The organism is Pseudaeromonas aegiceratis (assembly GCF_046254905.1).
Taxonomy (GTDB): domain Bacteria; phylum Pseudomonadota; class Gammaproteobacteria; order Enterobacterales; family Aeromonadaceae; genus Pseudaeromonas; species Pseudaeromonas aegiceratis.
The window spans coordinates 1-22,500 of sequence record NZ_CP158016.1 but is presented as its reverse complement, the minus strand read 5'-3'; the positions used below and the strand labels follow the sequence as shown (position 1 = coordinate 22,500).

Here is a 22,500-nt window from a genome sequence, read left to right as displayed (position 1 = left end):
ATCTCCTTGTTCGACCCGAACAATTATTGTTGTTCACCAGCTGCGCTCAGCAGGACGCGTCCCTGGGTTCGTTGTGCCAGCTCCTCCGCCAGTTGCGGGGCCACCTCGGCGTCACAGGCAATTTGCCACACAATGCGCTCCTGATAGTCGCATGCTAGCACCTCGGCCTGGGCGGTCCGCAATGACCACTGTACCGGCTCCAGATCGCCATAGTCACAAAAGAGACTGAAGTGACTGAGCAACCGGACCCGACGCCGCGGCAGTTGTGCCAGGGCCCGCGCCACGCCACCGCCATAGGCACGTACCAAGCCTCCCGTTCCCAAGAGAACACCACCGTAATAGCGCACCACCACGGCCGTCACCTCCCCCAGGCCGCAGCCCTGCAGCTGCGCCAGCATGGGTTTGCCCGTGGTACCCGCCGGCTCACCATCATCGCTGAACCCGTATTGCTGGCCATCGTCCGGTTGCCCGGCGATACAGGCCCAGCCCAGATGGCGCGCCTGGGGATGTTCCCGACGCAACTCGGCCCACCAGGCTCGACTGGCTTCCAGGCCCACCTTATGCCCTATATAGGTGATAAAGCGGCTCTTCTTGATCTCGTCACTGATCACCAGCGTCTCGGCCGGGATCTCATAGCCCCTCATGGCCCCAGGGCCTCCTCATTGAAAATCAGCCATCCGCTGGCCATAGTTGGATGAGTCGGGCTGAACACCCCAGCAGGGAGGTTCGCATGAATCACGCCGCTCCCGTCCAGCTGCTCACCTTAGAGCAAGGCTACCAGGCCCTGGTGTTTGACGCGCCCGGCGCCGTCAACCTGCTGAGCCAGGCGACCCTGACCGTACTGGAAGATTATCTGCATCGGCTCAGCGCCTGCCCGCCAAGGGGTCTGCTGCTCTACTCAAAGAAGGCCCACTTTATCCTAGGGGCCGACATCAAGGAATTCCTACCGGCCTTCGCTGGTCCGCACCATCAGCTAGTGCAGTGGCTGATGCAGGCCCGCACCCTGTTTAATCAACTCGAAGACTTGCCCTGCCCCACCCTGGCGCTGTTGCAGGGGCATGTGCTGGGCGGCGGTACCGAACTGGCCCTGGCCTGCGATTACCGATTGGCCGCCCCAGATACCCTGATGGGCTTACCGGAGACCCGGCTCGGTCTGTTGCCTGGCTTTGGTGGCTGTGTGCGGCTGCCTCGCCTGATCGGCCTAGATGCTGCCCTGGCCTGGATACTGGAAGGCACACCGCGTCCTGCGACTCAGTTGCTGGGCGAAGGCGCCGTGGATGGTATCTGCCCCATCCCAACGCTGCTACCAGCCGGCCTGACCCTGCTGGGGCGCGCCAACAGTGGCGAGCTGGACTGGCAGGCCCGGCGGCCAATCAGGCGGCAGCCACTGGCCCTGCCGGTCAGTGAGCAACAACTCACTCTGCGACTGGCCCGCCAACGCCTCGCCCTCGCACCCGCTCAGGGTGAGGCGCCCACACAGGCCCTCGAAGCTTTGGCCGAGAGCCTGAACCAGCCCCGCGCCGCCGCCCAGCAGACGGAGCAGGACCATTTCCTGCGGCTGTGTCGTCGCCACCAGACCCGCCACCTCATCCAGCACTTCTTGTGCCAACAGGCGCATCACAGCCGCCCTACGCGGGCCAATACTGTGCCTTCGCTCGGCCTGGTGGGCGGTGGGGCCATGGGCCTGGCCTTGGCGGAAATGGCCCTGGCGCAAGGCCTCCGGGTACAACTCTATGAGGCCGAGCCTAGGCAGCGGGCCGCCTTACCCGAGCGCCTGGCTGCCCGCTGGCAGGGCCTGAGCGCCGCCGATCAAGCCAGCCGATGGCAGCAGCTGCGCCTACTGGAACAACCCGCGCAGCTGGCAGGCTGTCAGCTGGTTCTGGAAGCCATCGCCGAAGATCTGTCCGCCAAACGGGGTCTCTGGCACACCCTGGAGCCGCTATTGCCCGAACAGGCGCTGCTGTTGAGTACCACAGCGTCGCTGGGCATAGCGCCGCAGGCCTGTGGATTACGCCACCCTGAGCGCCTGGCTGGACTGCACTTTTGCGAGCCAGAGCGCCACCACTCACTGGTGGAGCTGGTCTTTAACGCCGCCCTGCCTGAGGCGCAACGCCAGCAGGTGGCGGAGCTGGCCCGGCAACTGGGCCGGACGCCTATCCAGGTGGCGGACGGCCCCGGCTTCTTGGTCAATCGACTGCTGTTTGCCTACCTGACAGCCTTCCTGGAGCTGGTGGCCTGCGGCATCAGCCCCTATCAGCTGGATGTCCTCATGACCCGGCAGTTTGGCTGGCCCCAAGGACCGGCCCGTCTGCTGGATGACATGGGCCTGGCCAACGCCCACCGGATAATGCAGCTGCTAAGCCGCGGGATAGCGGCCCGCTTCACCCCGCCCCAGTCCGCTCCCCTTTCGACGCTACTGCAGGCAGGACGCGGCGGGCGCCATCAAGGCGCCGGCTTTTATCGCTACGTCCATGGGCACGCCAAACCCGACCCGGCGTGGGCAGCCGATGGCGACAACCTGCCGACCGATGCGGCGTTATGCGTGCAACTGTTGCTGCCCTTGCTGGAGGAGGCGGCCCTCTGCCTAGAGGAAAAAGTGGTAGCCAGTCCGGCCGAGCTGGACGAGGCCATGCGACTGGGCGCCGGCTTCCCGGCGTTTCGTGGCGGCCCCTGTGCCTATCTGGATGATTACGGCCTGGCACGCCTGCTGGATGAGGCGGAGGCCTTGGCCCTCCCCCACCCGCGCCATCGGCATCCCGCCTTGTCTCGCCGCCTGGCGCTGGCCGACCCCCGCTACTATCCGGAGGTGTCATGATGCAACAGGCCGTGATCGTCGATGCCCTGCGCACCCCCATGGGCCGTGCCCGTCAAGGGATATTCCGTCAGGTGCGCGCCGAGGCCCTGTCCGGCCACCTGATGCAAGCGCTGCTCAAGCGTCATCCCGCCCTGCCAGCCACCGAGATCGACGACATCTACTGGGGCTGTGTCCAACAATCCGCCGAACAGGGCTTCAATCTGGCCCGCAATGCGGCCCTGCTGGCCGGTCTGCCAACCAGCGTGCCGGCGGTCACCGTCAACCGCTTGTGCGGCTCCTCCATGCAGGCGCTGCACGATGCCTGCCGGGCCATCATGGTGGGGGATGCCCAGGCCTGTCTGGTAGGTGGCGTGGAACAGATGGGCCACCTGCCCATGGAGCAGGGCGTGGATTTTCACCCTGGGCTGGCCCATCACATCAGCCTGGGATCCACCCGCATGGGGCTGACCGCCGAATATTTGGCACGGCAGTTTTCCATCAGTCGAGCGCAACAGGACGCCTTTGCCCTGCGCTCGCACCGTTTGGCCTGGCAGGCCCAGCAAGCTGGCCGATTAGCCCAGGAGATCTGCCCTACCCCAGGACATGACGCCCAGGGCGTTCCCCTGCTGGCCAGTCAGGATGAGGTGATCCGCGCCGACACCAGCCTGGCGGCGCTGGCCGCCTTGCCCCCGGTCTTTGACCCGCAAGGCAGCATCACGGCCGGCAACGCCTCGGCGCTGAGCGATGGGGCTGCCGCCTTGCTGGTGATGAGCGAAGCGCGGGCCAGGGAGCTCGCCCTGCCCGTGCTGGCCCGGGTCAGGGCCATGACGGTGGTGGGCTGTGAGCCCTGCCTGATGGGCTATGGTCCCGTGCCAGCCAGCCGGCTGGCGCTCAAGCGGGCCAAACTCAGCCTGGCCGATGTGGCTCTGGTGGAAATCAACGAGGCCTTCGCCGCCCAGGTGCTGCCCTGTCTGCGGGATCTGGGGTTGGAGGAACAGCTGGAGGACAGGGTGAACCGCCAGGGGGGCGCCATCGCCCTGGGCCATCCGCTGGGCTGTTCAGGGGCACGCATCCTCACCAGCCTGGTACACCAGTTGCGGCAGACCGGCGGCCAATTTGGTCTCGCCACCATGTGCATCGGTCTGGGCCAGGGGATCAGCACCCTGCTGGAACAGGTGTGAAGGGAGAGAAGATTCACTCAGCTGAGTCTGAAAACGCTTCGGTCGGGCAGAGTTATTGTCCAGCAAATCACAGCAAACTGGCTGCCGGCTTGCATTTTTCACGCTGACTGTGTTCAATTTGCCCACTTAATTTGCGTGGTCTGGCGAAAATGACAAAAGGCAAACAAATCCTTATCGTGGATGATGATCAAGAAATCCGGGAGCTGCTGCAGGAATACATGGCTCGCGCGGGTTTCGATGTCATCACGGCTGCCGAGGGTCGCGCCATGTATAGCCAGCTGGAACATAACCAGCCGGATCTCATCATCCTCGATGTCATGATGCCAGGCGACGACGGTTTCAGCCTGTGCCAGCAGATCCGCCGCAGCTCCCAGGTGCCCATCATCATGCTCACCGCCGCCTCAGATGAAGCCGACCGAGTGATCGGCCTGGAGCTGGGGGCCGATGACTACATTGCCAAGCCCTTCAGCCCGCGAGAATTGATGGCGCGCATCAAGGCACTGCTGCGCCGCGCCGAATTCCGCCAGCCGGCTAAGGAGAGTGGTCGCCGCATCCGCTTCGCCGACTGGAGCCTGGACACCCTCAGCCAACAGTTGGTGAACGACGATGGCAGCCAGATGGATCTGACTGGCAGCGACTTCATCCTGCTCTCGCTGTTCTTGCAGCACCCGGGGCAGGTGCTGGATCGCGACACCATCAGCGATGCTACCCGGGGCCGGGAAACCCTGCCCATGGAGCGCGGCATCGACGTGCAGATCAGCCGGCTGCGCCAGAAACTGGGGGACAACGGCAAGAGTCCCCGCATCATCAAGACCATCCGAGGCAGTGGCTACATGCTGATCGCCGAAGTCAGCCATGAAGATTAGTCAGTTGCTGGGCCATCTGGTGCCCCGCTCCCTGCTCTCCCGCATGTTGCTGCTGTTGCTGTTGGCCATCATCCTGGCCCAGAGCCTGATCTCCAGCCTCTGGCTGCAGCAACTGGAGAAGCGGGAGCTGGAGGGCATGATGAGTGCCACCCGCAACCTGGCCCTCTCCGCCGCCTCCACGGTCAACTTCTTCCAATCCCTGCCGGTGGAATACCGGCACATCGCCCTGGATCAGCTGCGCAACATGGGCGGCAGTCGCTTCTTCGTCTCCCTGAACCAGGAACCCATCAAGCTGAAGCCCGTGGCCGACTCTCAGGCCAAGCACCAGGCGATCAGCGAGGTGCGCCAGGTGCTGACCCAGAAGCTGGGGCAACGCATGAATATCAAGGTGGACTTTGCCGATCCCGCGACCCTGCACGTGTTCAACAACGAGACCCTGCTGAGCGACATTCCCCCCTCCTGGGCCCGCTATACCCTGATCATCGAACCCCTCAATCCGCCGATTCTGGTCACCCAGATCGAGATCAATCCTGGTCAGTGGCTCTATCTGGCCGCCCTGTTGCCGGAACCCTACATGAGCCTGGACGAGGCCAGCCTGCCCGCCAGCCAGTTCCGCTTCATCCTGCTGCTCACCGCCATCCTGTTCCTGTTCACCTTTATTCTGGTGCGCTGGCAGACCCGGCCGCTGCGGCATCTGGCCGATGCGGCGGTCAATCTGGGCAAGGACATCGATCAGGCCTCCCTGCCGGAAGAAGGCGCCAGCGAGATAGTGGCGGTGACCCGCGCCATCAACATCATGCAGCACCGCATCAAGCGCTACATCGACGATAGAGAGCGGCTGTTCAGCTCCATCTCCCACGATCTCAAGACCCCCATCACCCGCCTGCGCCTGCGGGTGGAACTGCTGGACGATGAACAGCTGATCACCCGCTTCAACAAGGATCTGGATGATCTGGAGATGATGGTCAAGGGCGCCCTGCAGACGGTAAAAGACACCGACATCCATGAAAACATCGAACTGCTGGACATCAACCAGCTGTTGGAGCAGATCGCCGAGGTGTATAACCTGCACGAGACCCTGATGGTGATCGAAGGGCGTACCAAGAAGCCCTACCGCGGCAAGCCGCTGGCCCTCAAGCGCTGCATCGGCAACTTGGTGGACAACGCCATCAAATATGGTCGTCGGGTGCGGGTCATCGTCATGGATGATCTGGAAGAACATATGGATGCCGAGGTGGTGTTGCTCTACTTCATCGACGAAGGTCCCGGTCTGCCGGCGGAACAGCTGGAGAAGATCTTCGAACCCTATTACCGGTTGGACAAGAACACCCCTGGCACCGGCCTGGGGCTGGGCATTGCCCGCAGCATAGCCCACGCCCACGGCGGCGATCTGGTGCTGGAAAACCGACCCAGCGGCGGCCTGCAGGCCGTACTCTCCCTGCCGAGACACTAAGTATGAAGCGCCTCAGCCTGCTCTGCTGCTCCCTGCTGCTGGCCAGCCCATTGATGGCCGCCCGGGTGGAGGTCATGCATTGGTGGACCAGCGGCGGCGAAGCCAGTGCCGTCGAGGTCATCAAACAGCAGTGGCGTGCCCAAGGCGGGCAGTGGCAGGACTTCGCCGTCTCCGGTGGCGGTGGCAAGAGCGCCATGGCGGTACTGCGCAGCCGGGCGCTGGCCGCCACGCCGCCGGCCGCCGCCCAGATCAAGGGCAGTGAATTGCTGGAGTGGGCCCGCTTAGGGCTGCTGCGTGACCTGGACGATCTGGCTCAGAATCAACGTTGGGATCTGCGTCTGCCGGGGTTCGTCCGCTCCACCCTGAGTCATCAGGGCCACTATGTGGCAGTCCCCATCGGCATCCACAGGGTGAACTGGCTCTGGTACAACCGTGACGTCTTCACCCGCTTGGGGCTGGAACCGCCCCGCAGTTGGGATGAGCTGCAAGCCCTGGCACCGCGCCTGCTGGCGGCGGGCATCACGCCGTTGGCCATCGGCAACGATCCCTGGCAGCTGACGATACTGTTCGAGGCCATAGTCCTGGGCGACGCCGGCAACGAATTCTTTCGCCGCGCCTTCATCAACCTGGAGCCAGCCCAGCTGGACAGCCCCACCATGGTGGCCTTGCTGCAGCGCTTCAAGGACTTGCGTCCCTTCGTACCCCAGCACTTTGGCGGCCTGACCTGGAACCGGGCCACCGGCATGGTGATAGACGGCAGTGCTGCCATGCAGCTGATGGGCGACTGGGCCAAGGGGGAGCTGACCCAGGCCGGTCTGCAGCCGGGCAGCAACATCGGCTGTCTGCCCGCCCCGGGCAACGGCGACATCTTCAGCTACAACATCGACTCCATCGCCATGTTTTCGCTGCGGGATCCCGAGCAGCAGGCCGCCCAGGTACGGCTGGCCAACCTGTTGATGACCCCAGAGCTGCAGATCCCCTTCAATCAGAAGAAAGGCTCGATCCCCGCGCTGGCCGGTCTGTCGCTGGATCAATTTGACAGCTGTGCCCGTCAGTCCAGCCAAACCCTGGAACTGGCCCAGCAGGACGGCCACCTGGTGCCCAGCCTGGCCGAAGGTATGGCCACCTCCAGCTATGTGCTGCAGGCGGTGACTGACGTGCTGAGCAACTTCTTCAACGACCCGCAACAGACGGCGGAACAAGCCAGCCATCAGCTACGCCGCGCCATGCTGGCCGCCCGCTAGTCTAACCGCCCCATTCGAACCACAGACCTATGCCCGACCAGGCGGCCAAGACGGCCCAGGGCCCGCTGACGGCGGTATCCAGACCAAAGCCGCCCAAGGCGCCCAGCAGGAGCAACCCCAGATAAATCCCTTTGCGCCAGTGCTGCGGCATTCCTACCTCCTTGTGGTCATGCCAGGCTCACTATGTTATATAGCCAGGCAATCGTCCCCAGGGGAAGCGTGGATTTCACGAGGAGAGCATCATGGGTCAGGGTTCTGCCGGCAACGTCATCGCCGCCTTGTGCAGCTTTTTCATTCCCGGCCTGGGTCAGCTGGTGCAGGGGCGTCTGCTGATGGCCACACTGCACTTCGTGCTGGCCGCCGTGTTGTGGATAGTGCTGCTGGGCTGGATCATCCACATCTGGTCGATTCTGGACGCGGCCCTGTGGAAACCGCCGGTCTCGGCGGCTTGATCCCGCCGGGCGGCGGAGTATGATGGCCGCCCTGCCGCCGGAGGACAAAATATGAGCGATAACTTCTCGACCGCCACCCATCAACTGGATGCCATAGGCCTGCGCTGCCCGGAGCCGGTGATGATGGTGCGCAAGACGGTGCGCAGCATGGCCGAAGGCGAGACCCTGCTGATCACCGCCGACGACCCCGCCTCCACCCGCGACATTCCCAGCTTCTGCCGGCACATGGACCACACCCTGCTGGCGGCCGAGACCGAGCAAAAACCCTACCGCTACCTGATCCGCAAAGGGCAATAAAACCAGAGCGCAATGAAACCAGCGCGCTAGAGCCAGCGCCGGCGCCACAACCAGAGTGCCAGCCCCAACACCAGCAGCACCATCAGGCCGCAAAACAGGCCGAACCCCCAGGGCGACTGGGCCCCGGGAATGCCCCCCAGGTTGACGCCGAACAGTCCCGTCAAGGCGCTAACTGGCAAAAAAACCATGGCAAACAAAGACATAAGATAGGATCGCCGGGAAAGTTGCTCGGCGTGATGGGCGCTGATCTCCTCGCTCATCATGTCGGCACGGAACAGGCTGGCGTTGAGATCGTCCAGCCAGCGGCCCAGCCGCTCGCCGATCTCCTCCAGCCGCCGCTGATCGTCGGCCTCCAGCCAGGCAATCTTCTCCTTGGCTAGGCGGGCATAGAGATCCCGCTGCGGGGCCAGGTAACGGCGTAACACGATAAGCTGGCGGCGGATATGCGCCAGCTCCCGCCTATGGGGCAGCTGCTGGGCCAGCGTGTCCTCCTCCATCTGGGCGATGCGCTCCTGCAGATCGTCGATGTGGTCCCCGGTCTCCTCGGTCAGCGCCTCGCACATGGCCACCAACCAGTCGCCGCAGTTGAGTGGCCCCCGCCCACCGGCCAGCAGCTGCTGCAGGGTCACCACGCCGCCCACGTGGCGACGGCGGGTGGAAATCACTTTGTGTTCATTGATGTAGAAGCGTAACGCCACCATCTGCTCCGGTCGCTGGCCGGCATTGCTGTTGATGGTGCGCAGGGTCAGCAGCAGGCCGCCGTTGAGTTTCACCAGCTTGGGGCGGTTACTCTCCCCCAACAGGGAGTCCCGCGCCTCGTCGTGCAACAGTTGCGTCGCCGCCAGCCAGGTCTGCGCCGCAGGTTGGGAATAATCCAGGTGCAGCCAATAGGGCGTTGCCGGCAGGCTGGCGCCGGCCATCAAGGAGATGGCGCCACCTTGGCCATCCAGCACCAGGGCGTTTACCGCCCCTTCTGGCACCCGGTTGTCAACATCAATGGTCATGGACAACCTCCTGGCAGGCAGAATGGCAGGGACAGGAGACCAGATGATCGTTCACCATGCCCACCGCCTGCATAAAGGCATAGCAGATGGTGGTACCAACAAAAGTGAAGCCCTTTTTCTTCAACGCCTTGGCCATGGCATCCGAGGCCGGGCTACGGGTGGGGATCTGCTCCGGACTCTGCCAGTGATTCACCTGGGGGACACCCTCGACAAATGCCCAGAGCCAGTCGCCGAACGCCAGGCCATCGGCCTGCATGGCCAGGTAGGCCTGGGCATTCTTGATGATGGAGTCGACTTTCAACCGGTTGCGGATGACGCCGCTATCCTGCAGCAGCCGCTGCCGGTCCGACTCGTCGAATTGGCTGATTTGCTCAGGATCGAAGCCGGCATAGGCGCGGCGGTATGACTCTATGCGTTTGAGGATGGTGAGCCAGGAGAGGCCGGCCTGCTGACCATCCAGACAGAGCTTCTCGAACAGCTCCCGATCATCATAAACCGGCCGCCCCCACACCTGGTCATGGTAGCGGATGTAATCCGGATCCCGGGTGGCCCAGGCGCAGCGTAGTTCCATCGGTGGCTCCCGGCCCGATTTAGCCTATATTCCGGCCAGCTCAGGCGTTATACTCTGGCAGTTTTAATTCCGCTCAGTATGCACTGAATCAAACCGCGAACATAATCATGCAGAAATTTGATATCAAGACCTTTCAGGGACTGATCCTGACCCTTCAAGACTATTGGGCCAGGCAAGGTTGCGTGATCGTGCAACCCCTCGATATGGAGGTGGGTGCCGGCACTTCTCACCCGATGACGTTCCTGCGCGCCATTGGCCCCGAGCCGATGAACTGCGCCTATGTACAGCCTTCCCGCCGTCCCACCGACGGCCGCTACGGTGAAAACCCCAACCGCCTGCAGCACTACTATCAGTTCCAGGTGATCCTCAAGCCCTCACCCACCAACATCCAGGAACTCTACCTGGGCTCCCTGAAGGAGCTGGGCTTCGATCCCCAGGTGCATGACATTCGCTTCGTGGAAGACAACTGGGAAAACCCGACCCTGGGGGCCTGGGGCCTGGGCTGGGAAGTCTGGCTGAACGGCATGGAAGTGACTCAGTTCACCTACTTCCAGCAGGTGGGCGGCCTGGAATGCGCGCCGGTCACCGGCGAGATCACCTACGGTCTCGAGCGCCTGGCCATGTATATCCAGGGCGTCAACAGCATCTATGACCTGGTGTGGGCCGACGGCCCGCTGGGCAAGATCACCTACGGCGACGTGTTCCATCAAAACGAGGTGGAACAATCCACCTACAACTTCGAACACGCCGACGTGCCCTTCCTGTTCCAGATGTTCGATCAGTGCGAGAAGGAGTGTCAGCACCTGCTGACCCTGGAAAAACCGCTGCCGCTGCCCGCTTACGAGCGGATCCTCAAGGCCGCCCATGCCTTCAACCTGCTGGATGCCCGCCACGCCATCTCGGTCACCGAGCGGCAGCGCTACATCCTGCGCATCCGGACCCTCTCCAAGGCGGTGGCGGAAGCCTATTACGCCGCTCGCGAGACCCTGGGCTTCCCCATGTGTAAGGAAAAGGTGTGAGCATGGTTACCGAAACACTGTTGATTGAACTGGGCACCGAAGAGCTGCCCCCCAAGGCCCTGCGCAAACTGGCCCAGGCCTTTGCCGACAACTTTACCGCCGAGCTGACCAAGGCCGATCTGGCCTTCGCCAGCCTGGAGTGGTTCGCCGCGCCCCGCCGCCTGGCCATCAAGGTGCAGCAACTGGCCACCGCCCAGCCGGACAAGGAAGTGGAAAAGCGCGGTCCGGCTGTCTCCGCCGCCTTTGATGCCGACGGCAACCCTACCAAGGCTGCCGCAGGCTGGGCCCGCGGTTGCGGTATCGAGGCTGCCCAGGCCGACCGTCTGGTCACCGACAAGGGCGAATGGCTGGTGCACCGCGCCAAGGTGGTGGGGCGCCCCACCGTCGAGCTGATCCCCGCCATGGTGGCTACCGCCCTGGCCGGTCTGCCCATCCCCAAGCTGATGCGTTGGGGTGCCGAGCGCACTCAGTTTGTTCGTCCGGTGCACACCCTGTGCATGCTGATGGGCGGCGAGCTGATCCCGGGTGACGTCCTGGGTCTGCAGTCTGCCCGTCTGGTGCGTGGTCACCGCTTCATGGGTGAAGCCGAATTCGAGCTGACCCATGCCGATCAGTACCCGGCCCTGCTGGAAGAAAAGGGCAAGGTCATCGCCGACTTCCATCGCCGCAAGGCCTTCATCAAGGCGAGCATTGAGGCCGAAGCCGGCCGTCTGGGTGGCATCGCCGATCTGGATGATGCCCTGCTGGAAGAGGTGACCTCCTTGGTGGAATGGCCCGTGCTGCTGACCGCGGCCTTCGAAGAGCGTTTCCTGGCGGTGCCGGCCGAGGCGCTGGTCCACACCATGAAGGGTGACCAGAAGTACTTCCCTGTCTATGACCAGGCCGGCAAGCTGCTGCCCAACTTCATCTTCATCAGCAACATAGACTCCAAGGATCCCAGCCAGGTCATCGCCGGCAACGAACGGGTGGTCCGCCCCCGTCTGTCCGACGCCGAGTTCTTCTTCAAGACTGACAAGAAGCAATCCCTGGCCGCCCGTCTGGAGAGTCTGGCCACAGTGCTGTTCCAACAGCAGCTGGGCACCCTGAAAGACAAGTCCGTGCGCATCGCCGAACTGGCCGCCTATATCGCACCGCAGATCGGGGCTGACGTGGAGCACGCCACCCGCGCCGGGCTGCTGTCCAAGTGTGACCTCATGACCAACATGGTGATGGAGTTCACCGACACCCAGGGCGTCATGGGCATGCACTACGCCCGTCACGACGGCGAAGCCGAAGACGTAGCAGTGGCGCTGAACGAGCAGTACATGCCGCGCTTCGCCGGTGATGCCCTGCCGTCCGGCCTGGTGGCCTGTGCCGTGGCCATCGCCGACAAGCTGGACACCCTGGTGGGTATCTTCGGCATCGGCCAGGCCCCCAAAGGGGACAAGGATCCCTTCGCCCTGCGGCGTGCCGCCATCGGTGCCCTGCGTATCTGCGTCGAGAAGCAGCTGGATCTGGATCTGGCCGGTCTGGTGGCCAAGGCGGTTGAGCTGTACGGCGACAAGCTGTCCAACGCCAAGGTGGCCGACGACGTCATCGACTTCATGCTGGCCCGCTTCCGCGCCTCCTACCAGGACGAAGGCATCAGCGCCGACGTGATCATGGCGGTACTGGCCCGTCGCCCCACCCGCCCGCTGGACTTCGACCGTCGGGTCAAGGCGGTGAACCACTTCCGTGGCCTAGATGCCGCCGAGGCCCTGGCTGCCGCCAACAAGCGGGTCTCCAACATACTGGCCAAGGTCGAGGGTACCCTGCCGGAGCTGATCGACAGCAACCTGTTGCAGGATGCCAGCGAACAGGCCCTGGCGGCCAAGGTGACTCAGCTGCAAACCGAGCTGGCCCCCTGTTTCGCCGCCGGCGACTACCAGCAGGCGCTGACGGCGCTGGCCGCCCTGCGCGAACCGGTGGACGCCTTCTTCGACAAGGTGATGGTGATGGCCGAGGACCCGGCCCTGCGCAACAACCGCTTGGCCCTGCTCACTCAGCTGCGTAACCTGTTCCTCCAGGTAGCCGACATTTCAGTGCTGCAGCAGTAAGTCTTTGGTATGACAACGGGCCCGCTATGGGCCCGTTTTGTTTTTTGTTTCACGTGAAACGGTAAGCTCTCCGCTTCACGCCCTGCTTGGAAATGGTTATGGAATTCTCCTCCTTCGGTCAGAAGTTTACCCGGCTGGCCGGGATCACCCAGTTGATGGACGACTTGAACCAGGGACTGCTCAATCCCGATGCCATCATGCTGGGCGGCGGCAACCCGGCGGCGGTCCCGGAACTGCAACAGGCCCTGCAGCAGCAGATGCAACAGAGCCTGGACCAGGGCGAGATGCTGCGCGCCATCGCCAACTATGATGGCCCCCAGGGCAAGGACAGCTTCAACCAGGCGCTGGCGGATCTGCTGCAACGGGAATACGGTTGGCCGGTCAGCGCCCGCAATATCGCCCTGACCAACGGCAGCCAAACCGCCTTCTTCTATCTGTTCAACCTGCTGGCCGGCGACTTCCCCGATGGCCGCAGGAAGAAAGTGCTGTTCCCCTTGGCGCCGGAATACATAGGCTATGCGGATTCGGCACTGAGCGAGGAGATGTTCCTGGCCTGCAAGCCCGCCATCCAGTTGCTGGAGGAGCGCCAGTTCAAGTATCAGGTGGATTTTGAGGCACTGGAGATCGGTGAGGATGTCGGGCTGATCTGCGTCTCCCGTCCTACCAATCCCACCGGCAACGTGCTGTCGGATGAGGAGGTGGCGCACCTGGATCGCCTGGCCCGCGAGCATGGCATCCCCCTGCTGATCGATGGCGCCTATGGCACCCCCTTCCCCAACATCATCTTCAGCGAAGCAACACCGTTCTGGAATGACAACACCATCCTCAGCCTGAGCCTCTCCAAGCTGGGGCTGCCCGGCTGCCGCTGCGGCATAGTGGTGGCCAATGAGCAGATCATCCAGGCCCTGGGCAACCTGTCCGGCATCATCAATCTGGCACCCGGCGGCATGGGTCCCACCCTGATGCAGCCCTGGGTCGAATCCGGCGATATCATCCGCCATTCCGAGCGATGGATCCGTCCCTTCTACCAGGCCAAGGCCCAACAGGCGGTCCGCTGGCTGCAGGAGGCCATCCCGGATCCGCGCTTCCGCATCCACAAGCCGGAGGGGGCCCTGTTTCTCTGGCTCTGGTTCGATGAGCTGCCCATCCACAGTCAACAACTGTATGAACGCCTCAAGGCAGAGGGCCTGATCGTCGTGCCTGGCCACTACTTCTTCCCCGGCATTGAGGACGGAGATTGGCCACATCAATATCAGTGTCTGCGCCTGAACTACGCCCAATCCGATACCCAGGTGCGCCAAGGCATCGAAATCCTGGCCCGTATCGTGCTTGAGGCCTACCAAAACTAATTGTTAAGCGGTTCAAAAATTGGCTATTTGCCCAACATTTGCACATGTGAAGCAATGGGTAAAGATGCGACAATAACCGCTGTTTCACTTCGCTTTGGTTACCACATGGCTCACTCTGTCATCATCTGCGATGACTCGCGTTTTGCACGCAATCAACTGGCGCGCGCCCTGCCCGCCGGCTTTGCCCAGGAACTCCATCATGCCGGTAACGGCAGGGAGGCCCTGGCCTTGCTGCGAGCACGCAAAGGGGAGCTGCTGTTTCTCGATCTCAACATGCCGGATCTGGATGGTTATCAGGTGCTGGAGACCATACGGCGAGAGGATCTCCATTGCCTGGTGATAGTGGTGTCCGGCGATATTCAACCCCAGGCACAGCAACGCATCATGAGCTTGGGGGCACTGGCCTTCATGCGCAAACCCCTGGCGACCAACCAGCTGCATCAACTGCTGCTGCAATACGGCCTGCTGAGCGAACTGCCCGCCCCTGGCGAACCGGCAGCAGCCAGCCTGGGTAACCAGCCGGTCGGTTATCTGGAATCGCTGCAGGAGCTGCTTAACGTCGCCATGGGCCAGGCCGCCAACCAGATGGCCAACCTGCTCAACGTCTTCATTCACCTCCCCATCCCCGCCTTGCGGCTGTGCAGTCGGCATCAGGTGATGACAGAGGTGGCCAACTGGTGCCAAAGCGAGAGCCATTGCCTGGTGAGCCAGGGCTTTATCGGTTCCAATCTGGCGGGCGAGTGCCTCATCCGGCTGGATCGCAACGACGGTGACAAGATACTGCGCCTGATGGGCCAGGAAGAGGCCGAGGGAGACGGCCACGAGGTGCTGATGGAGCTGGCCACCATGCTCAGCAGCGCCTTGCTACTGGGGCTGGCGGAGCAACTGGGCTTTCGCCTGAGCCATAGTCACCCCACCATGGCAAACAATCTGGATGACTCCCATATCCCCCTGGCCGACGACCATGCCCTGCCCGTGTTGTCGGTCAACTTCACCTACACCATTCCCAGCCAGCAGTTGAGCTGTGACCTGCTGCTGCTGTTTACCGAAGCCTCCCTGCGTCCCCTGGAGCAGCGGCTTAGCCTGCTGGTGGAATAATAGGAGCCTGCCCATGAGCCAAATTGCCCTGGACGAGTTTCACTGGATCCTGGATGTGCTGCAAAGCATAGACGTGGGGCTGGTGGTAGTAGACCGCCAATTCAACATCCAGCTGTGGAATGGCTTCATGGAAAATCACAGCGGCATCGGCTTTTCCAAGCTGCAAGGCCAGCGGCTGTTCCAGCAGTTTCCCGAACTGCCGGAGTGCTGGCTGCGCCGCAAGGTGGAGACGGTCCTGGCCCTCAACAGCCCCACCTTCACCTCGTGGGAGCAAAGACCCCGGCTGTTCAACTTTATCTCCAGCAAGCCCTTCACCGGCCGCAGTCAGCTGATGTACCAAAACATCACCATACTGCCCCTCACCTCCCGCAATGGCACCGCAGATCATGCCTGCATCATTCTCTACGATGTCACCGATGCCGCCATGGGGAAGCAAGGGCTCCAGGAGGCCAACCAACAGCTCAAGGTGCTGTCGGTAACCGATCGCCTCACCGGTCTGTTCAATCGCGGTCACTGGGAAGAGTGCCTGCGCCAGGAGTTCAAGCGCTGTCAGCGCCACGCCCACAGCAGCACTCTGATGATGTTCGACATCGACTTCTTCAAGAAGATCAATGACAGCTATGGTCACCTGGCCGGCGATGCCGTCCTGCGGCGCGTCTCCAAGACCCTGATGCAGGTGCTGCGCGGTACCGACGTGGCGGGCCGCTATGGTGGCGAGGAGTTCGGCATCCTGCTGCTGGATATAGACGAACCGGGCGCCCTGTACGTGGCGGAACGGCTGCGCATCGCCATGGCAGAGCAGATCGTCGAGTTTGACCGGCACCATATCTGCTTTAGCATCAGCGTGGGCATCGCTCGTCTGGAGGCGCAGCATGGCACGGCCTGCGACTGGATCGCCGCCGCCGATGCCGCGCTGTACCACGCCAAGCACTCGGGGAGAAACTGCTGTGTGCTGGCCAGTCGCCTGCCTGCCCTGCTGGCCGAGAGCGCGGCGGTGCAGCCCCAGGTGGATCACGCCTAACCGCCACGGCCTGTGCTTCGGCAATAAAAAAGCAGCCTAACGGCTGCTTTTTGTATTTCGCGAAGGTGCTTAAACGTCCAGGTTGGCCACCCGCAGCGCATTGGTTTCGATGAAGTCGCGACGTGGTTCCACGTTGTCCCCCATCAGGGTGGCAAACAGCTGGTCTGCCGCGATGGCATCCTCTATGGTCACCCGCAGCATGCGACGGGATTGCGGATCCATGGTGGTTTCCCACAGCTGCTCCGGGTTCATCTCGCCCAGCCCCTTGTAGCGCTGGATGTAGACGCCTCGTTTGCCTTCATCCACCAACCAGCCCAACGCCTCCTCGAAGCTGACCACCGGCTTGACCTTCTCGCCACGCTTGACGAAGGCCCCTTCCTCGATCAGGTTGCTGAGTTGCTCACCCAGGGCCACGATCTGGCGGTATTCGGCAGAGCCGACAAAGTCGTAGCTCAACTGGTAGTGGCGCTCCACCCCGTGCTGCCGCAAGACGATCTGCGGCACATGGGCGTGGCGCTCCTCGTTGTACTGCAGGCTGATGGCGAACTGCAGGCCGTTGGTGCCCTGTTCATCCAGCTTGCTCTGCAGCTGGGCAATCCAGGCCGCCATGGCAACCTGATCCTTGAGCACATCCTGGCTGAGGGCCGGCAGGTAGATCAGCTGCTGCAGTACGGCTTCCGGCAGACGGCGGGCCAGGCGGGAAATCAGGCCATGTACGTCCCTGTGCTGCACCACCAAGCGCTCCAGCTGCTCACCACCTATGCCAGGTGCAGCGGCGTTGACGTGCAGCGCGGCGCCATCCAGCGCCAGGGAGGTCTGATAGCCACTCAGGGCATCCTCATCCTTGATGTACTGTTCCTGCTTGCCCTTCTTCACCTTGTACAACGGCGGCTGAGCGATGTAGACGTAGCCCCGCTCGATCAGCTCCGGCATCTGCCGGTAGAAGAAGGTCAGCAGCAGGGTGCGGATGTGCGCCCCGTCCACGTCGGCATCGGTCATGATGATGACGTTGTGGTAGCGGGTCTTGTCCGGGTTGTACTCATCCCGGCCTATGCCACAGCCCAGGGCGGTGATCAGGGTGGCCACCTCCTGGGAGGAGAGCATCTTGTCGAAGCGCGCCTTCTCCACGTTGAGGATCTTGCCCTTGAGCGGCAGTATCGCCTGGAACTTACGGTTACGGCCCTGTTTGGCAGAGCCGCCCGCGGAGTCCCCTTCCACTATGTAGAGTTCGGACAACGCCGGATCCCGCTCCTGGCAGTCCGCCAGCTTGCCGGGCAGGCCGGCCAGATCCAGGGCCCCCTTGCGGCGGGTCATCTCCCGCGCCTTGCGGGCCGCTTCCCGCGCCCGAGCCGCATCGATGATCTTGGTCACCACTATCTTGGCGTCAGCCGGGTTTTCCAGCAGGAACTCCTCCAGCTTCTCGTTCATGGTCTGTTCCACCGCGGTTTTCACCTCGGAGGAGACCAGCTTGTCCTTGGTCTGGGACGAGAACTTGGGATCCGGCACCTTGACCGAGATCACCGCGGTCAGACCTTCCCGGGCATCATCGCCGGAGGCGGAGGTCTTGGCCTTCTTGCTGTAGCCTTCCTTGTCCATGTAAGCATTCAGGGTTCGGGTCAGGGCGGCGCGGAAGCCGGCCAGGTGAGTCCCCCCATCCCGCTGCGGAATGTTGTTGGTGAAGCAGTAGACCCCTTCCTGATAGGCGTCATTCCACTGCATGGCCACTTCCACACCGATACCATCCTTCTCGGTGGTGAAGTAGAACGCCTTAGGGTGAATGGGGGTCTTGCTCTGGTTGAGGTACTGCACGAAGGCACAGATGCCGCCCTCGTAGCAGAAGTGATCCTCACGACCATCCCGTTCGTCGTGCAACATGATGGCCACGCCTGAGTTGAGGAACGACAGCTCCCGCAACCGCTTGGCGAGGATCTCGTAGTGGAACAGGGTATCGGAGAAGATGGTGGAGCTGGGCCAGAAACGGATTTCGGTACCGGTCTGATCTGAGTTACCCACCACCGCCAACGGTGCAACGGGATCCCCCAGACTGTAGGTCTGCTCGTGCACGTGCCCCTGGCGACGGATGGTCAGCAGCAGCTTGTCGGACAGGGCGTTCACCACGGACACCCCAACCCCGTGCAGACCGCCGGAGACCTTGTAGGAGTTGTCGTCGAACTTGCCGCCGGCGTGCAGCACCGTCATGATGACTTCCGCGGCGGAGACCCCTTCTTCCTCGTGCAGATCCACCGGGATACCCCGGCCGTTGTCACGCACCGAGACGGAACCATCGGCATGAATGGTGACGCGAATGTCCGAACAGTAGCCGGCCAGCGCCTCGTCGATGGAGTTATCCACCACCTCGAACACCATGTGGTGCAGACCACTGCCGTCATCCGTATCGCCTATGTACATCCCAGGACGCTTACGTACCGCGTCCAAACCCTTCAAAACCTTGATACTCGAAGAGTCGTAAGTGTTCTCACTCATCTCTTACTCTCTCGCTCTCGCGTGTTGGATATTCGGTGATCGTGCCCTGTTTCACGTGAAACAGGCGACACGCCAATGCTGACATCATGTCAGCCAAGGGGGCCTCGTCGATGGCGGTGATAAACACCTGCGAGGCACACTGCTTTAATCGTTGTGCCAACCGGCGACGCTTGTCGCCGTCAAGCTCGGAGGCAAAATCATCAATCAGGAAGATACAACGCCGCCCCCCGGCCTGATTGAAAAACAGTCCCTGCGCCAGTCGCATGGCGCAGACCAGCAGCTTGAGCTGGCCGCGGGACAACAGATCCTGCACCGGCACCCCATTGGCCTTGATGCGCAGATCCGCCTTGTGTGGGCCAAGCTGGGTATGGCCCATCAGCTTGTCCCGCTCAAATCCATCCGCCAGCAGCTCCGCCAGGGGCCGGCTGCGATCCCAGCCGGGATACAGGCCGATCTGCAGCTGATACTCCGGCAGAAACTCGGCGGCCAGCTCCTGCAGCAGCGGCAGCAGGGCATCGCAATAGGCCTGGCGCAGACTGCTCAACTGCTCGCCCAGCCGGGACAGCTCCTGGTCCCAGAACTGCAGGGGACCGTACTGACCGCTCTGCCGCAGCAGGGCATTGCGCTGCTTGAGCAGCCGCCGCACCTGGGTCCAGAGAGGAAAAAAGGCGTGCTCCACGTGAAACACGCCCCAGTCCAGGTAGGCCCGGCGTTGCTGTGGGCCACCGGTAAGCAGATTGTACCCCTCGGGGTGGATCAGCTGCAGCGGCAGCAGTTCCGCCAGTTGGGCCAACCGCTCGGCACCCTGACCGTTGATGCGGATTTCCCCCTCGCCTCCCTTGAGCTTCTGCATGCCCAACGCCAGGCTGTCATCCCCGTTGGCCAACCGGGCAAACAGGGTGAACTGCTTCTCGCCCTGGCGGATCACCCGGCCGGTCAGATGGGTGCGAAACGAACGCCCCAAGCCAAGATAGTGAATCGCTTCCAACAGACTGGTCTTGCCGCTGCCGTTGTCCCCCAGCAACACGTTGAGCCCGGGACTGAGTGTCAGCTGGGCACTTGCTATGTTGCGGAAGTCCCGGACCGTCAGGCTCTGCAGGCTCATGCTTATAGCCGCATCGGCATCACAACGTAGAGGGCGTCATCGTTGGCGACATCCTCCAGCAGCGCACTGCTGTTGGCATCGGAGAGGCTGAACTTGATCTGCTCGCATTTTAACGTATTCAGCACATCCAGCACATAGGAGACATTGAAGCCGATCTCAAGCTCGGCACCTTGATACTGCACGTCCACCAGCTCTTCGGCCTCTTCCTGCTCAGGGTTGTTGGCGGTGATGCGCAACAGGTTGTTCTGCAGGTTGAGGCGGACACCACGGAACTTCTCGTTAGACAGGATGGCGGCACGGGCAAAGGCCTGCCGCAGCGCCTCCCGCTCGGCGATCACCAGCTTGTCGCTCTGCCGCGGCAAGACCCGGCGATAATCGGGGAAACGACCATCCACCAGCTTGGAGGTGAAGACGAAGCCCTCGGAGACGGCGCGCAGGTTGCTGTTGCCCATCTGCAGCCGGATGGGCTTGTCATCGTTCTCCAGCAGACGCACCAGCTCCAGCACCCCCTTGCGCGGCAGGATCAGCTGCTGCTCCGGTAGGGCGGTCGGGAGATCACGACGGCAGGTCGCCAACCGGTGACCATCGGTAGCCACGGTGCGCAGATGCTGCCCCTGAGTCTCGAACAACATGCCATTGAGGTAATAGCGCACGTCCTGGCTAGCCATGGAGAACTGGCTGGATTCGATGAGCCGCTTCAGCTCCTGCTGACTGATCTCGAACTCCAGATCGGACTGCCAGTCCTCGATATTGGGAAACTCTTCCGCCGGCAGGGTGGACAGGGAGAAACGGCTGCGGCCCGAACGCAGGATCAGGCGCTCGCCCTCCAGCACGAAGGCGATCTCCGCCCCTTCCGGCAGACCGCGGCAGATATCCAGTAGCTTGCGGGCCGGCACCGTCGTGCGGCCGGGCTGCGCCGGATCCAGCAGGCGAACCCGGCCAATCATCTCCACTTCCAGATCGGTGCCCGTCATGGCCAGCTCATCTTCGCTGACCTGCAGCAGCACGTTGCCCAGGATGGGCAGGGTTGGCCGCCCCCCCAGAGCGCCGGAGACCAGCTGCAGCGGACGCAGCAGCGCATCGCGATTGATCGAAAACTGCATGGGCTAGCCTCCTTTAGGATGACAGGGTACGGATCAGGTTGGAGTAGTCTTCCTTGATGTCATGACTCTCCTCCCGCAGGGCGGCGATCTTGCGACAGGCGTGCAGCACGGTCGTGTGGTCGCGCCCACCGAAGGCATCACCGATCTCCGGCAGACTGTGGTTGGTCAGCTCCTTGGCCAGGGCCATGGCCAGCTGACGCGGCCGAGCCACGGAGCGGGAACGACGCTTGGATAAGAGATCCGCCACCTTTATCTTGTAGTACTCCGCCACCGTCTTCTGGATGTTGTCGATGGTGACCAGCTTCTCCTGCAGGGCCAGCAGATCCCGCAGCGCCTCGCGCACGAAGTCGATGTTGATGGCCCGCCCGGTGAAGTTGGCATTGGCAATGACTCGGTTGAGGGCCCCTTCCAGCTCACGGACGTTGGAGCGCAGGCGCTTGGCAATGAAGAAGGCCACCTCGTCCGGCAGATGAATGCGGTTCTCCTCGGCCTTGCGCATCAGGATGGCCACCCGGGTCTCCAGCTCCGGCGGCTCAATGGCCACCGTCAGGCCCCAGCCGAAGCGGGACTTGAGCCGATCCTCCACCCCGTTGATCTCCTTGGGATAGCGATCCGAGGTGAGGATGATCTGCTGGTTACCTTCCAGCAGCGCATTGAAGGTGTGGAAAAACTCCTCCTGGGAGCGCTCCTTGTTGGCGAAGAACTGAATATCGTCGATCAGCAGGGCGTCCACACTGCGGTAGTAACGCTTGAACTCCTCGATGGCGTTGTTCTGCAGCGCCTTCACCATGTCCTGCACGAAACGCTCGGAGTGCATGTACACCACCTTGGCGTCGGCCTTGCGCGCCTTGATGGCATTGCCCACGGCGTGCAGCAGGTGGGTCTTGCCCAGACCGGTGCCGCCGTACAGAAACAGAGGGTTATAGGCACTGCCCGGATTGTCCGCCACCTGGCTGGCCGCCGCCCGGGCCAGTTGATTCGACTTACCCTCGACGAAGTTGTCGAAGGTATAGGTGAGGTTCACATTGCTCTTGTGATTGATCTCGGGTTTGCTCTGGGCAGACGGAACTTCCCAGGCCGGCACCTGCTGTTGTGGCACCACAGGCGCACTGGGTTTATGCACAGCCTGGGCCAGGCTGGCACGGCTGCCGATATCGAAGCGCAGGGCGGGGGCGTCGGATCCACAAAACTCGGCGATCAAGCCGTTGATCCTCAGCAGATACTTGTCGCGAACCCAGTCGAGAATGAAGCGGTTCGGCGCATAGAGTGTCAGGGTGCTATCGCTGACTTCCGCCTGTAACGGCCGGATCCACATGCTGAATTCTCCCGAAGGCAACTCATCCTGCAGCCGGTTGAGACAGTGTTGCCATAGCGACGTTGTCAC

Annotated in this window: 20 protein-coding genes; 12 read left to right on the top strand and 8 right to left on the bottom strand. The window is 62.6% G+C overall.

Annotated features, from left to right (window positions below):
• Positions 1-23: 23 nt before the first annotated feature.
• On the bottom strand, positions 24-644 hold the full coding sequence (locus tag ABHF91_RS00100; protein WP_409421484.1) for a YigZ family protein: 621 nt from the start codon (positions 642-644) through the stop codon (positions 24-26).
• Between the two features lie 86 nt (positions 645-730).
• Here ABHF91_RS00100 and ABHF91_RS00095 point away from each other — a divergent pair, with 86 nt between their 5' ends.
• The 5 genes from ABHF91_RS00095 to ABHF91_RS00075 all read left to right on the top strand — a co-directional run bounded on the left by ABHF91_RS00095 (position 731) and on the right by ABHF91_RS00075 (position 7,538).
• Positions 731-2,815, top strand: a complete 2,085-nt coding sequence (locus tag ABHF91_RS00095; protein WP_409421483.1) for a 3-hydroxyacyl-CoA dehydrogenase NAD-binding domain-containing protein — start codon at positions 731-733, stop codon at positions 2,813-2,815.
• Entirely contained in the window at positions 2,815-3,975 is a 1,161-nt protein-coding gene (fadA, locus tag ABHF91_RS00090; RefSeq protein WP_409423149.1) for an acetyl-CoA C-acyltransferase FadA, read from the top strand. Before ABHF91_RS00095 ends, fadA begins: the two co-directional genes overlap by 1 nt.
• Positions 3,976-4,124: 149 nt before the next feature.
• Positions 4,125-4,841 (top strand): response regulator, encoded by a 717-nt coding sequence (locus ABHF91_RS00085; RefSeq protein ID WP_409421482.1) that lies wholly within the window; start codon positions 4,125-4,127, stop codon positions 4,839-4,841.
• The gene (locus tag ABHF91_RS00080) at positions 4,831-6,294 is read left to right on the top strand and encodes an ATP-binding protein (RefSeq protein ID WP_409421481.1); all 1,464 of its coding nucleotides are present in this window, start codon (positions 4,831-4,833) and stop codon (positions 6,292-6,294) included. Before ABHF91_RS00085 ends, ABHF91_RS00080 begins: the two co-directional genes overlap by 11 nt.
• Positions 6,295-6,296: 2 nt before the next feature.
• Positions 6,297-7,538, top strand: coding sequence for an ABC transporter substrate-binding protein (locus tag ABHF91_RS00075; RefSeq protein ID WP_409421480.1), 1,242 nt, complete (start codon positions 6,297-6,299; stop codon positions 7,536-7,538).
• A 1-nt stretch (position 7,539) separates the two neighbouring features.
• Here ABHF91_RS00075 and ABHF91_RS00070 read toward each other — a convergent pair whose 3' ends face one another.
• Positions 7,540-7,689 carry a hypothetical protein gene (locus ABHF91_RS00070; RefSeq protein ID WP_409421479.1) on the bottom strand — a complete coding sequence of 50 codons (150 nt, stop codon included), beginning with the start codon at positions 7,687-7,689 and terminating at the stop codon, positions 7,540-7,542.
• 91 nt (positions 7,690-7,780) lie between these two features.
• Here ABHF91_RS00070 and ABHF91_RS00065 point away from each other — a divergent pair, with 91 nt between their 5' ends.
• Positions 7,781-7,990, top strand: coding sequence for a hypothetical protein (locus ABHF91_RS00065; protein WP_409421478.1), 210 nt, complete (start codon positions 7,781-7,783; stop codon positions 7,988-7,990).
• 51 nt (positions 7,991-8,041) lie between these two features.
• Positions 8,042-8,287 (top strand): sulfurtransferase TusA, encoded by a 246-nt coding sequence (gene tusA, locus ABHF91_RS00060; RefSeq protein WP_409421477.1) that lies wholly within the window; start codon positions 8,042-8,044, stop codon positions 8,285-8,287.
• A 26-nt stretch (positions 8,288-8,313) separates the two neighbouring features.
• On the opposite strand, the gene zntB is transcribed toward tusA, so the two are convergent.
• Together zntB and ABHF91_RS00050 are read right to left on the bottom strand one after the other, a co-directional pair.
• The gene (gene zntB, locus ABHF91_RS00055; protein WP_409421476.1) at positions 8,314-9,291 is read right to left on the bottom strand and encodes a zinc transporter ZntB; all 978 of its coding nucleotides are present in this window, start codon (positions 9,289-9,291) and stop codon (positions 8,314-8,316) included.
• Positions 9,281-9,862, bottom strand: a complete 582-nt coding sequence (locus ABHF91_RS00050; protein WP_409421475.1) for a DNA-3-methyladenine glycosylase I — start codon at positions 9,860-9,862, stop codon at positions 9,281-9,283. The genes zntB and ABHF91_RS00050 overlap by 11 nt, the downstream gene beginning before the upstream one ends.
• 107 nt (positions 9,863-9,969) lie before the next feature.
• Between ABHF91_RS00050 and glyQ the strand changes: the two genes are divergently transcribed.
• The 5 genes from glyQ to ABHF91_RS00025 all read left to right on the top strand — a co-directional run bounded on the left by glyQ (position 9,970) and on the right by ABHF91_RS00025 (position 16,424).
• Positions 9,970-10,881, top strand: a complete 912-nt coding sequence (gene glyQ / locus ABHF91_RS00045) for a glycine--tRNA ligase subunit alpha (protein WP_409421474.1) — start codon at positions 9,970-9,972, stop codon at positions 10,879-10,881.
• A gap of 2 nt (positions 10,882-10,883) precedes the next feature.
• The gene (glyS, locus tag ABHF91_RS00040) at positions 10,884-12,956 is read left to right on the top strand and encodes a glycine--tRNA ligase subunit beta (protein WP_409421473.1); all 2,073 of its coding nucleotides are present in this window, start codon (positions 10,884-10,886) and stop codon (positions 12,954-12,956) included.
• 98 nt (positions 12,957-13,054) lie between these two features.
• The gene (locus ABHF91_RS00035) at positions 13,055-14,305 is read left to right on the top strand and encodes a valine--pyruvate transaminase (RefSeq protein ID WP_409421472.1); all 1,251 of its coding nucleotides are present in this window, start codon (positions 13,055-13,057) and stop codon (positions 14,303-14,305) included.
• A gap of 105 nt (positions 14,306-14,410) precedes the next feature.
• Positions 14,411-15,403, top strand: a complete 993-nt coding sequence (locus ABHF91_RS00030; protein ID WP_409421471.1) for a response regulator — start codon at positions 14,411-14,413, stop codon at positions 15,401-15,403.
• Positions 15,404-15,416: 13 nt separating this feature from the next.
• The gene (locus ABHF91_RS00025) at positions 15,417-16,424 is read left to right on the top strand and encodes a diguanylate cyclase (protein ID WP_409421470.1); all 1,008 of its coding nucleotides are present in this window, start codon (positions 15,417-15,419) and stop codon (positions 16,422-16,424) included.
• A 69-nt stretch (positions 16,425-16,493) separates the two neighbouring features.
• Here ABHF91_RS00025 and gyrB read toward each other — a convergent pair whose 3' ends face one another.
• From gyrB to dnaA, 4 genes are read right to left on the bottom strand one after another with little or no spacing between them, the layout of a single operon-like run.
• On the bottom strand, positions 16,494-18,908 hold the full coding sequence (gene gyrB / locus ABHF91_RS00020; protein WP_409421469.1) for a DNA topoisomerase (ATP-hydrolyzing) subunit B: 2,415 nt from the start codon (positions 18,906-18,908) through the stop codon (positions 16,494-16,496).
• Complete coding sequence (gene recF / locus ABHF91_RS00015) at positions 18,901-20,013, bottom strand: DNA replication/repair protein RecF (protein ID WP_409421468.1); 1,113 nt, start codon at positions 20,011-20,013, stop codon at positions 18,901-18,903. The genes gyrB and recF overlap by 8 nt, the downstream gene beginning before the upstream one ends.
• 2 nt (positions 20,014-20,015) lie before the next feature.
• Complete coding sequence (dnaN, locus tag ABHF91_RS00010) at positions 20,016-21,116, bottom strand: DNA polymerase III subunit beta (protein WP_409421467.1); 1,101 nt, start codon at positions 21,114-21,116, stop codon at positions 20,016-20,018.
• Positions 21,117-21,129: 13 nt separating this feature from the next.
• A complete protein-coding gene (gene dnaA, locus ABHF91_RS00005) occupies positions 21,130-22,500 on the bottom strand; it encodes a chromosomal replication initiator protein DnaA (RefSeq protein ID WP_409421466.1) in 1,371 nt (456 codons plus the stop codon).